Origin of the sequence: Streptomyces torulosus (assembly GCF_001419765.1) — a bacterium.
GTDB classification, from domain to species: Bacteria; Actinomycetota; Actinomycetes; order Streptomycetales; family Streptomycetaceae; genus Streptomyces; species Streptomyces torulosus.
The window spans coordinates 1-10,531 of record NZ_LIRK01000776.1 but is presented as its reverse complement, the minus strand read 5'-3'; the positions used below and the strand labels follow the sequence as shown (position 1 = coordinate 10,531).

Genomic DNA, 10,531 nt, shown 5'->3' with positions numbered 1-10,531 from the left:
GGGGGCCGTCCTTGGGCTCCGGGACGGCGCGCAGGACGAAGGTCGACGGGGCGACACCGCCCGCCGCCGGCTTCGCCGCGGTGAGCGGCATCGTCCGGGGCTCCCGCTTCGGCTCGGCGGCAGCCGGGGGCTCCGCCGGGGCGCCGGCCGCCTCCTGGCCGGGAGCGGTGGCCTTCGCTGCCGTCAGCGGAAGCGTGCTCGGCTCGCGCTTCGGCCGCTCGGGAGTCACCGGGTGACCGACCGGGTCCCCGGTTGACGGCGCCGGCTTGACCGCCGCCAGACGCATCGTGCTGGGCTCCCGCTTCACCTGCGACTGGGGCTGCGACTGCTGGGGCTGCGGCTCCGACGAGTGCGGCTGCTCCTGTGCGTGGGCCTGCTCCGGCGCGGGGGGCTGTTCCTGCGCGTGGGGCTGCTCCGGCACGTGCGACTGCTGGTGGGCGTAACCCTGCGGCTGCGACTGCTGGGGCTGGCCGTGGGGCAGCTGCGACGGCGCCTGGGCGTGAACCTGCGGCTGGGCGTGCGGGGATTCCGGAGCAGTCGGCTCCTGCTCGGGAATCCCCCGGGCCGCCGACTCCGGTACCGCGCGCAGCACATACGTCGACTTGTCCCGGCGCGGCCCCGGCGCGGCGACCGGCTCGCCCGCAGGTGGCGCGGCAACAGGCTCGGCCACGGGCCGCGCGGGCGGGGCCGCTGGCGCGGGGCGGGACGGTGTCGTGACGTCTCCCCTCGGCTCGGCGACCTGGACCGGCTCGCCCGCGAAACGGCTGGAGCCGTCGACATGGACCTGGAGCGGGACGACGTAGCCGATGCGCTCGTCGTGGACCGTGGCGAGGACCGGGTGGCCGGTGGCGAGGGCGAGACGGTGGAGGTAGTCGAGCGCGGCGCTCTGCAGGGACTCCCCCGCGGCCGCCGGTACAGGCATGCCGCCGACGGTCGCGCCGGCCTCCGCGGAGACGCGCACGTCGATCGGGGTCAGCCCGGCCGGTGCCGGCCCGCGGCCCGCACGCTTGAGTTCCCGCTTCTGTTCGCGGCTGAGTCGAGTCATCGTTCCCTCACTCGGGTCGGTCAGAAGGAGAAACGGCGGACGGGAGATCGAAGGACACCGGTGACACGGGAGACACCGGCGCCGTGGGAGACAGCGGTTTCCCGCCGACTCCCGTGTACGACGCTGTGGAGGGCGACGCCGTCGGTGACGTCGGTGGTTGCGCCGCGGCCTCCACCGTACGCACATCGTCGACCCGCCACGGCTCGCCCTTCCCCGAACGCACCAGCTTCAGATACACCGTGGCCTGTGGACCGGTTCCCGTCCAGCCGTCCCGGCCGTGCGCCTCGCCGTCGACGAACACGGCGCGGTACGCCTCGGTGGCGGTGTCGGAGGGCGCGTCACCGTCGTCGTCGAACTCCACCTCGACGGTCGTCCACGCCTTGTGCGCCGCCCAGGAGTTCCAGTTCTCGCCGGCGCCGCTCGCGGGGCGGTACGAACGCTCCGCCTTCCGCTTGTCCGGGGTGAGCCAGCGCGCGGTGCGCAGGACGGCGTCGTGCGGACTCATGTCGTACTTGGTGTCGTAGCCGTACGCGACCTCGACCCACGCCCTGGAGACGGAGGTGGCGTCCAGGTCGTCGACTCGGGACGGGCTCGGTACGTGCGCGTCGTCGCCCAGCGGTTTGCCGGAGGGCAGCGGGGCCTTGGGGGCGATCGACGGTTCGGCCGAGGCGCCGGGGCCGCCGCCGACCGTCTCGCGGTGGTCCTGCAGACCGCACGCGGTGAGGACCGCCACGCCGGTCACGGTCGCGAGCACCACCGCCCCGGCCCGGCGGAGCCCGTCGGACGCGCCGCGTCCGCCCGCTCCCGTACGGGCGCCGGGCATCTGGCGCCCGTCGCTCCTCCTGACCATCGTCGTCCCCCTCCTCACCTCGGTGTCCTTCCCCGTCGTCATCGTCCGTGCCGTCACCACAGGCCTCACTACAGGCCCAACCAGGGCGCCGGATCCACGTACTTGCCGTTCTGCATCACCTCGAAGTGGAGGTGGGCGCCGGTCGAGTACCCGGTGGAGCCCACCGGGCCCACGCGCTGGCCGACCTTCACGTGGTCGCCGGCCTTCACGTTGAGCCCTGCGAGCATGTGGTTGTACGTGGTGGAGATCTGGTCGCCGTCGATGGTCCCGTGGGAGATGACGACGCGGTTGCCGTATCCGTTGGTCCAGCCGGCGAAGGTGACCACGCCGTCGCGCGCGGCCAGCACCGGGGTGCCCGCCGCCACGCCGAAGTCGGTACCGGTGTGCAGCTTGCGGACGCCGAGCGTGGGGTGCATGCGCCAACCGTACGGGGAGGTCACGGGCGGGTTGCCGGCCAGCGGCATCGCCATCTGCTTGCCCGGCGGGAGCTTGCCCGGCGGGTCGTCCACCGACTCGTACTTGGCGATCAGGGACTTGATGCGGACGACGTAGTCCTGGGTCTCCTTGTAGGGCGGGATGCCGCCGTACTGCTCGACCGCGCCGGGGCCCGCGTTGTACGCGGCGAGCGCCAGGTCGAGGGTGTCGCCGCTGGCCTTGCCGCGGTCCTTGTAGCCCTGCACCTGCTTGGCCAGCGCGCAGTCGTAACGGCCCTGCGCCATGATCGCGTCACCGGGGTCGTACGGGGATATCCGGCCGTTGCCGTCGTCGTCGCGGCCCCAGGTCTGCCAGGTGCCCGGCATGAACTGGCTCAGGCCCTCGGCGCCCACGGGGGACTGGGCGTTGGGGTTCCAGCCCGACTCCGCCTCGATCTGCGCGGCGATCACGGCCGGCTTGATGATGTCGCACATCGAGCCCGCCTTGAGCACCCAGGGCACGTACTCCGCCGGGACCTGCCCGTTCTTGAGGCCGCCGCCGACGCCGCCCTGTTCCTCGGCATCGGCCTGGCCTCCCCCGCTCACCGCGACCATCATGACCACGGGCATCATCACGGCCGCGACGCAACCGCCGACCACCCAGCCCGTGGTGGACCCACCCCCGTTGGACATCTGCTCCCCTCAGCGTCGAAGTCCAGTCATGTTCCTGCCAGTCCAGGCCGGCCAGTCGAGTCTCTCCGCTCACCCGCGCTCCCCGCGTCACCAGCACGTCACAGGCTCGTAGCAGGAACTCACGTCCCAATTCCCAAGCGCCCGCGCCCCGGTGAAGATCGGAGGCAAGCGCCACGACGGGGCCACGAACCGAACGGGTTCGGCCCTGCTCGGCGGGTTCGGCCCACGGCTGGGCGGGGTCGGCTCGGCTCGGCTGATTCGGCTCCGCTTCGCGTCGGTTGCGGGTTCACGAACCGGCCGGCACTGCGCGGCGAAGCCGAAGGCCCGACAGCGGCGACGCCTGACGACGGTGAACAACAAGGACGCACGGCGACGATGACGGCACGACAGACCGAACGGCGATACTCGCCGACGGCCCAACGCGCCGTCCGACGGCGGCATGTCGGCGGCTCGGTAAGGCCGCCGGCGCAACCCGTCGGCGGGCACCGAGGCCGTTCGGCGGCGGCGCCGGACGGCCGCAACGACAGGTCGGCGACGACAGGCCGGCCGACGCAACGCCCGGGCGGCCGAAGGCCGTACGGCGACAACCGTCGGCGGCACAGCAAGACGGTCGACGCAACAGGCGTCGGCGGCACGGCAAGACGGTCGGCGGCCAACAGACGGCGGCGGCGCGGCAGTCGGTCGGCGGCAACAGGCGTCGACGGCGTAGCACGCTGGTCGGCGGCACCAACCGTCGGCGGCACAGCACGCTGATCGGTGGCTCGGCGCGGGTCGGTCGGCGGCTGAGGTGGTCGTCGGGTCAGGGAAACTTCGGTGGATGGCTGTGGACATGGGGAGAGTGGTGATGCGGTGATGCAGGGGAATGCAGGGCAGGCGACGGCCGGGCCGGAGATCTGGGTGCGGGGGCCCGTCGGGGAGGCGGAGGTGCTGCCGCAGGAGCCGGAGCCCCTGGCATCCGCCGCCGCGCGGCGGTTCTCCTGGGTCGCCACACACGGTGGCGCCGGGTCCACCACCCTCGCCGCGGTCTTCGGCGGTCACGACGCGGGCCGCAACTGGCCCCGGCCGGAACACGGTGAGCCCGGATCCGTGCTGCTGGTGGGCCGGACGCACGCCGCCGGACTCGACGCGGTCTCGCACACCCTCGACATCTTCCGGCGGGGCGACGCGCCGCCGGGACTCGACCTGGACGCGATCGTGCTGGTCGCGGACGCGCCCGGGCGACTGCCGCGGCAGCTCGTCCAGCGCGTCAAGGTGATCGGTTCGGTCATCGACGTCCACCGCGTGCCCTGGGTGCCCGCCTGGCGCACCGGCGATCTCACCGGCCCGCCGCCGCGGGAGAGCGCGGCGCTGGCCCGTCTCACCGGGAGGACCCCATGAGCCACACCGTGTACGCAGCGGCCACCACCCTGGCCGGGCCTCCGGGGACGGTCACCTACGAGCTGAACTACGTGCTGAACATCCTCGCCTGGCTGGTGACGGCGGCCGGTGTGTGCGGGCTGCTGCTCGTCGGCTCCCGTATGGCCATCTCGCTGCGGTCCGGGGAGGGCGACGAGCACCTCACCCAGTTCGCGATGGTGATGGGCGCCTGCATCATCGGCGCGACGGCGGGGCCGATCGTGGACTTCGTGATGTGACGGAGCGTGACTGAGAGCGGGTGACGGCCCGTCGGTTCCGGGGAAACCGACGGGCCGTCACCGTATCCGCACGCCCACCTCCCCTTCACCCTCTCCTTCCGCACACCGGTACGACACACTCCGCTTCTCCGCAGGTCCGGGGCCTGATGACGGCACGTCACTGTCCCGGACATGACGAGCAGTTCCCGTCTGTCACGACCACGTCACCGCCCAGTGCTGGATCACTACATCGCTTGGCTCAGGGTCACCACAGTCGCCAAGCTCACAGGGCGACCGGGAACCCGAGCAGCTGACTCAGGCCCCGCCAGCATCCCAAGCACCCATCCGCTCAAGTGAGTTGACGTCGACCGCTCCGCTGCGGCCGACCGAAACGGGGAGAAACCACATGCTGAACGCGATAGCCACCAAGGCGCAGCAGGCCGTCTACCTGGCCGACGGGACCGTCCCGAACCCGAACCGCGACGCCCCCGGCGCGCTCACCGGCAAGGTCGACACCGTGCTCGGCATCGTCGCCTGGGCCGGTACCGCGGCGGGCGTCGCGGGCGTGCTGATCACCGGCGCGATGATGGCGATCTCGATGCGCCGCGGTGAGGGCTCGGAGCACATGGGCCGTCTCGGCATGGTCCTCGGCGGCTGTGTCCTCGTCGCCGCCGCCGGCCCGCTCGTGAACTTCGTCTTCGCGTAGTCCGTCAGCCAGCGAGTCGAAAGGGGGAGCGACGATGCTGAACTCCGGCCGGTCCCGAGGGGGCAGCGGGGAGTGGGAGCAGCCGTTCTGGCAGCAGCGGGGCTGGATCCTGTCGGCCGGGTTCCTGGGGGTGCTGGTCGTCCTCGCGGTGCTCTTCGCGATCACCGGCAACGGCGCCGAGGGGTCGTCCGGCGCGTCCGGCGATCCGAGCCCCGCACCGACCTCGACCTCGGACTCGGGGTCCGGGTCCGGCTCCGGTGACGGCGGTGCGCAGGACCGCCCGGCCGGCTGCCGTACCGACGACAGCGTGCAGGCCCGGCCCACCAAGGCGCCGCGCGACTTCCACTGGAAGGCCAACGGCACCGGTCTGGTCCCGGTGTCGAGGACGGCGGGCCCGCTGAAGTACGACGGTCCGGTCTGGTCCTGCTTCGCCCGCACCCCGATGGGCGCCGTCATGGCCGCCCACTCCATCACCGACCACCTCAGTTACGACGGCTGGCGCGAGGTCGTCGACCGGCAGGTCGTGCCGGGTGCCGGCCGTGACGCGCTGGTCAAGACGCGTGCCCAGTCCGGCGACAAGTCCACGACGGGATCGCCGGACGCGGGTGGCTACACCGGCTTCACGGTCCTGACGTACAACCGCTCGCAGGCGACCGTGATGGTCCTGGTCAGCGGCATGGGGGGCGGCGGCTACGGCTCCGCCTCGGTGACCGTGCGCTGGCAGGACGGCGACTGGAAGCTCGTCCCCGAGGCCGACGGCACGATCTACGGCGGTGTGTCGCAGGTGAGCGGCACCGACGGCTTCGTCACCTGGGAGGCGTGACATGGGCTGCTCCTGGAAGATCTACGACTGCGTCATCGAAGAGGGCGGCAAGCAGTTCACGGAGGGTGCCGTCGTCGTCTTCGCCAAGGCGATCGGTGACGGCGCGTCGGAGGTGCTCAAGGCCCTCAACGGTGTCTGGCTGAGCATCGACGTCGACCAGCCCGCGGGCAACGTGACCCACGCCAACCCCACGATGGACCCGGGCAGTCCCATCGGCCTGATCACCGCGGAAATCAACTGGATCGTCGCGTACGTGGCGGTGACCTCCCTGCTCATCGCGTCGATCCGGATGGCGATCGACCGAAAAGGCCAGTCGATGAAACAGGCGTTCATGGGGATGTGGAAGGTCATCCTCGTGGGCGCGGCGGCCGTACCGGTGGTCACCGCGCTGATGAAGGCGTCGGACGCGTACGCGGTGGACGTGTACAAGAAGTCCAATCTCGGTAACACGGCCTCCGAGATGCTGGGGGTGCTGACGCTCAGTCAGCCCGGTCTGGTGCTGATCTTCGGTCTGCTGGTGATGCTGTCGAGCTTCGTGCAGATCGTGCTGATGTACATCCGCATCGGTGTGCTGATCATGCTGGTCGGCACGCTGCCGCTGGCCGCCGCCTCCTCGATGACCGGGTGGGGCGAGGGCTGGTGGAAGAAGCACATCGGCTGGCTCGCGGCCTGGCTGCTGTACAAGCCGGCGGCGGCCCTGATCATCTACTCGGCCACGTCGATGACCAAGGACAAGGAGGATCTGGACGCGGTCATCGCGGGCATGGGCATGCTGATCATGGCGGTGTTCGCGCTGCCCGCCCTGCTCAAGCTGATCGTCCCGGCCACCGCCGCCCTCGGCGGCACCTCGGGCGGCACGGTCGCCCTCAACGCCGCCAACAACATCGCCTCCGGCGCGGTCAGCATCGCGGGCGGCGCCGCCGGAGCGGCGGGCCAGGCCGGCGGCGGTGGCGGGGGCGGCGGTTCGGCCCCGCAGGGCTCGCCGTCCGCGGGCGCGGGCTCCTCCGGGGGCGCCGGCGCGGGCGGAGCCGGTGGCGCGGGCGCGGCGGCCGGTACGGCGGCCGCGGGCGCGGCCACGGCGGGCGCGGCCGTGGCGGTCCAGGCAGCCGCGGTCGTCGTACAGACCGGCATGCAGGCGGCGAGCGAGATCACCAACTCCCTCGGCGACAACGACGGAATGAAGGGCCACAACCAGTAGCCCCGCCCCGCGCCCCTCTGGGGCCGCGCCTCCTCGATGGGGCGAAGCCCCCGAAAGGGGCGCGGGGAACAGCGCGACGAGCCACGACGCTCCGGCAGCCGCCCGATCGCCTCCACCACCCGAGCTCCCAGGCACTCGAAACCCAGCGAACTCAGCCGGAAGAAGGATTTCCCATGTCCACCGACGCCCTCACGCGTCCCACCTACGGAAACTGGCGCCGGCCCCGCCGCCCCGGCCTCGGCCCGTTGGGCCTCCTCGGCACCGTGGTCGCCTTCGGCGGACTCCTCGTCGCGCTGCTCGCCTCACTCGTCTCGCTGACGGCGGCGATCGTCGTCCTCATCCCCGTCGGCCTCTTCCTCGCGCCGCTCGCGCTGCGCACGGTCGACGGCCGCAACGTCTATCAGGTGGTCGCGGTGCGTATCGGTTGGTTCAGGCGCAAGGCGAACGGCTCCCACACCTACGTCTCCGGCCCGCTCTCCCGCCGTACGGGCGGCCGCTACCACCCGCCCGGTCTGCTCGCCCGGACGCGGATGCACGAGGGCCGGGACGCCTACAACCGCTCCTTCGGCGTGCTCCACCACCCCGGCCGCAACCTCTACACCGTGGTGCTGGCGTGCGAGCCGGACGGCGGTTCGCTGGTCGACCCCGAGCAGGTCGACATCTGGGTGGCGTCCTGGGGCGACTGGCTCGCCCGGCTGTCGCACGAGCCGGGCCTGCGCGGCGCCCAGGTCGTCGTCGAGACCGCGCCCGACACCGGGACGCGGCTGGCCGCCGAGGTCCTGCCACGGATCTCGCCGGACGCTCCGGCCGCCGCCCGCGCGGTGATGGAGGAGGTCGTCGCCCGCTACCCGTCCGCCTCGTCGGAGATGCACACGTACATCGCCCTGACCTACGGCCCCTCCGGCGGCCCCAAGCGGAGCATCGAGGACGTCATCACCGATCTGTCCATGCGGCTGCCGGGCCTGCTGTCGGGTCTGGTCGCGGCCGGCGGCGGCTCCGCCTACCCGCTGTCCGCCGAGCGGCTCTCGGAGGTCGTCCGGGTGGCGTACGACCCGGCCGTCGCCCCCGATGTGCTGAGCGCCCGCGCCGAGCAGTCCACCACCGGCCTGGAGTGGGCGGACGCGGGCCCGGCGGCGGCCGTGGAGTCGGTGCAGTCGTACAAGCACGACTCGGGTGTCTCGCGCACCTGGATGCTGACGCTCGCCCCGCGCGGCACCGTCCGCTCCAGCGTGCTGCGGGGGCTGCTCGAACCGGCCGTCGGGACGCGCCGCAAGCGCGTCTCGCTGATCTACCGCCCGATCGACCCGGCGACGTCGGCGCGGATCGTGGAGTCCGACCGTCGTGCCGCGCACTTCATGGCGGGCTCCAAGCGCGGTCTCGTCCAGGCGCGGGCCAGTTCCGAGATGCAGGCGGCCGAGCAGACCGCGGCCGAGGAGGCGGCGGGCGCCGGGCTCGTGGAGTTCTCGCTGATGGTGACGGTCACCGTCGACGACGAGGAGCAGCTCCCGGACGCGGCGATCACCGTCCGCAACCTCCAGGCGTCCTCGCGCATCCTGATGCGCCCCGCCGACCGTATGCAGGCCTCGGCGTTCACCTGCACGCTCCCCGTCGGCCTGCTGCCGTGGGAGCACACCCTCGTTCCGTACCAGATCCGGGAGGCGCTGTGACCAGGTCCAGCACGTCCGCCACTCGTCCCGCACGACCCCAGACGGCGCCCCCGCGCGGCTGGCCCGGCCCCGGCGGCGGGCAGGTCGGGCACATCGACCCGCCCGCGCTGTGGCGGGCGACCACGGTCCAGGCGTGCGGCCTGTGGCCCTTCGCGGCGGGCTCCGGCGCGCCCATGACGGGGGTGCCGCTCGGGCAGCACCTCCAGACGGGCGCCACGGTCTGCGGGGACCCCATCTCCTGGTTCACCCGCGCCCGGTACATCTCCAACCCGTCGCTGTTCATGCTCGGCATGCCGGGCCTCGGCAAGTCGACGCTGGTCAACCGCATGCTGATCGGCATGTCGGCGACCGGTGTCACGCCGCTGGTGCTGGGCGACCTCAAGCCGGACTACGCGGACACCGTGCGGGCGCTCGGCGGCCAGGTGATCTCCATCGGGCGCGGCGTCGGCGGCATCAACGTCCTCGACCCCGGCGCGATGGGCGAGGCGGCGGCCCGGATCGGCGGCGAACGCGGCCGGATCCTCGCGGCCGAGGCCCACGGCCGGGTGCTGAACATGGTCGCGGCGCTCATCACGATCGTGCGGGGCCGCCCGATGGACGACCACGAGCAGTCGGTGCTGTCGGCGTGCCTGCACCATCTGACGGAGCGGACCAAGAAGGGGCGGGCGCCGCTGCTGCCCGATCTGCTGAAGGTCCTCGACGAGGGCCCGGACCGGGTCCGCGCGGTGACGCTGGACCGGGGCAACGAGGCGCGTTACCAGGAGGCCGTCGACCCGCTGCACCGTTCGCTGCTCGGTGTGCTGGACGGCCCGCTCGGCGACACGTTCGCCTCCGAGACGTCGACCCGTATCGACCCGGCGTCCCCCGCCGTCTGCGTCGACATCTCCCGGATCGGTGAGGCGGACACGCAGCTCACGGCGGCGGCGATGCTGGCGGCCTGGTCGGACGGGCTCGGCACGGTGGCGGCGGCCCACGCCCTCGCCGACGCGGGCCTCGCCCCCCAGCGCTGGTTCTTCACGGTCCTCGACGAGCTGTGGCGCCCCCTTCGGGCCGCCTCCGGCATCGTCGAACGCATCGACGCGCTGACCCGTCTGAACCGCTCCCTCGGCCTCGGCGACGCCAAGATCACGCACACGCTGAAGGACGCGGAGGCGCTCGGCAGCGAGGCCGACCGGGCGAAGGCGCGGGGCTTCGTGGAGCGGGCCGGGATGGTGGTGTGCGCGGGTCTGCCGCGTACGGAGATGCGGGAGCTCGGCGAGATCGTCGGCCTGTCCGAGCGTGAGATCGAACTCGTCTCGTCCTGGTCGTCCCCGCCTGGGTGGGCGAGCACGGGTGGGAACGAGGAACCGCCGGGGCGCGGCCGCTTCCTCATCAAGGTGGGCGGGCGTCCGGGCATCCCGATCAAGGTGTCGATCACGGACACGGAGCGGGAGTTGCACAACACGAACACGAGGTGGAACCGGCCGACGTTGTCCAAGGGCGTCTAATGGCTCGGGGGTGCGCGTGGGTGTGCCGGGTGCGGG

9 protein-coding genes and 1 pseudogene are annotated in these 10,531 nt (G+C 72.6%); 7 read left to right on the top strand and 3 right to left on the bottom strand.

The features are described 5' to 3' along the window. From AOK23_RS39715 to AOK23_RS39705, 3 genes and pseudogenes are all read right to left on the bottom strand, one after another. Positions 1-1,045, bottom strand: a pseudogene (locus AOK23_RS39715) (hypothetical protein); the annotation flags it as partial. A 7-nt stretch (positions 1,046-1,052) separates the two neighbouring features. Beyond that, on the bottom strand, positions 1,053-1,937 hold the full coding sequence (locus tag AOK23_RS39710; RefSeq protein WP_240496773.1) for a hypothetical protein: 885 nt from the start codon (positions 1,935-1,937) through the stop codon (positions 1,053-1,055). Between the two features lie 26 nt (positions 1,938-1,963). Further along, the gene (locus AOK23_RS39705; protein ID WP_055717293.1) at positions 1,964-3,001 is read right to left on the bottom strand and encodes a peptidoglycan DD-metalloendopeptidase family protein; all 1,038 of its coding nucleotides are present in this window, start codon (positions 2,999-3,001) and stop codon (positions 1,964-1,966) included. A gap of 852 nt (positions 3,002-3,853) precedes the next feature. Here AOK23_RS39705 and AOK23_RS39700 point away from each other — a divergent pair. The 7 genes from AOK23_RS39700 (at position 3,854) to AOK23_RS39670 (ending at position 10,495) form a co-directional block, all read left to right on the top strand. Beyond that, positions 3,854-4,378 (top strand): DUF6668 family protein, encoded by a 525-nt coding sequence (locus AOK23_RS39700; protein ID WP_055717292.1) that lies wholly within the window; start codon positions 3,854-3,856, stop codon positions 4,376-4,378. Further along, the gene (locus AOK23_RS39695; RefSeq protein WP_055717291.1) at positions 4,375-4,635 is read left to right on the top strand and encodes a hypothetical protein; all 261 of its coding nucleotides are present in this window, start codon (positions 4,375-4,377) and stop codon (positions 4,633-4,635) included. Before AOK23_RS39700 ends, AOK23_RS39695 begins: the two co-directional genes overlap by 4 nt. Before the next feature lie 385 nt (positions 4,636-5,020). Further along, on the top strand, positions 5,021-5,320 hold the full coding sequence (locus tag AOK23_RS39690) for a hypothetical protein (protein WP_055521280.1): 300 nt from the start codon (positions 5,021-5,023) through the stop codon (positions 5,318-5,320). A gap of 34 nt (positions 5,321-5,354) precedes the next feature. After that, positions 5,355-6,143: a DUF8175 domain-containg protein gene (locus AOK23_RS39685; RefSeq protein WP_055717290.1), complete on the top strand. Its 789-nt coding sequence runs from the start codon at positions 5,355-5,357 to the stop codon at positions 6,141-6,143. A 1-nt stretch (position 6,144) separates the two neighbouring features. Next, positions 6,145-7,341, top strand: coding sequence for a hypothetical protein (locus AOK23_RS39680; protein ID WP_055717289.1), 1,197 nt, complete (start codon positions 6,145-6,147; stop codon positions 7,339-7,341). 173 nt (positions 7,342-7,514) lie between these two features. After that, positions 7,515-9,008: an SCO6880 family protein gene (locus AOK23_RS39675; protein WP_055717288.1), complete on the top strand. Its 1,494-nt coding sequence runs from the start codon at positions 7,515-7,517 to the stop codon at positions 9,006-9,008. Next, entirely contained in the window at positions 9,005-10,495 is a 1,491-nt protein-coding gene (locus AOK23_RS39670) for an ATP/GTP-binding protein (protein ID WP_240496772.1), read from the top strand. The genes AOK23_RS39675 and AOK23_RS39670 overlap by 4 nt, the downstream gene beginning before the upstream one ends. Positions 10,496-10,531: the final 36 nt, after the last annotated feature.

What these genes read in the sequence shown, in the direction of transcription:
- AOK23_RS39685 (WP_055717290.1), top strand. Translation starts at nt 5,355, where the DNA reads ATGCTGAACTCCGGCCGGTCCCGAGGGGGCAGCGGGGAGTGGGAGCAG.
- AOK23_RS39680 (WP_055717289.1), top strand. Translation starts at nt 6,145, where the DNA reads ATGGGCTGCTCCTGGAAGATCTACGACTGCGTCATCGAAGAGGGCGGC.
- AOK23_RS39675 (WP_055717288.1), top strand. Translation starts at nt 7,515, where the DNA reads ATGTCCACCGACGCCCTCACGCGTCCCACCTACGGAAACTGGCGCCGG.
- AOK23_RS39695 (WP_055717291.1), top strand. Translation starts at nt 4,375, where the DNA reads ATGAGCCACACCGTGTACGCAGCGGCCACCACCCTGGCCGGGCCTCCG.
- AOK23_RS39710 (WP_240496773.1), bottom strand. Translation starts at nt 1,937, where the DNA reads ATGACGACGGGGAAGGACACCGAGGTGAGGAGGGGGACGACGATGGTC.
- AOK23_RS39690 (WP_055521280.1), top strand. Translation starts at nt 5,021, where the DNA reads ATGCTGAACGCGATAGCCACCAAGGCGCAGCAGGCCGTCTACCTGGCC.
- AOK23_RS39700 (WP_055717292.1), top strand. Translation starts at nt 3,854, where the DNA reads ATGCAGGGGAATGCAGGGCAGGCGACGGCCGGGCCGGAGATCTGGGTG.
- AOK23_RS39705 (WP_055717293.1), bottom strand. Translation starts at nt 3,001, where the DNA reads ATGTCCAACGGGGGTGGGTCCACCACGGGCTGGGTGGTCGGCGGTTGC.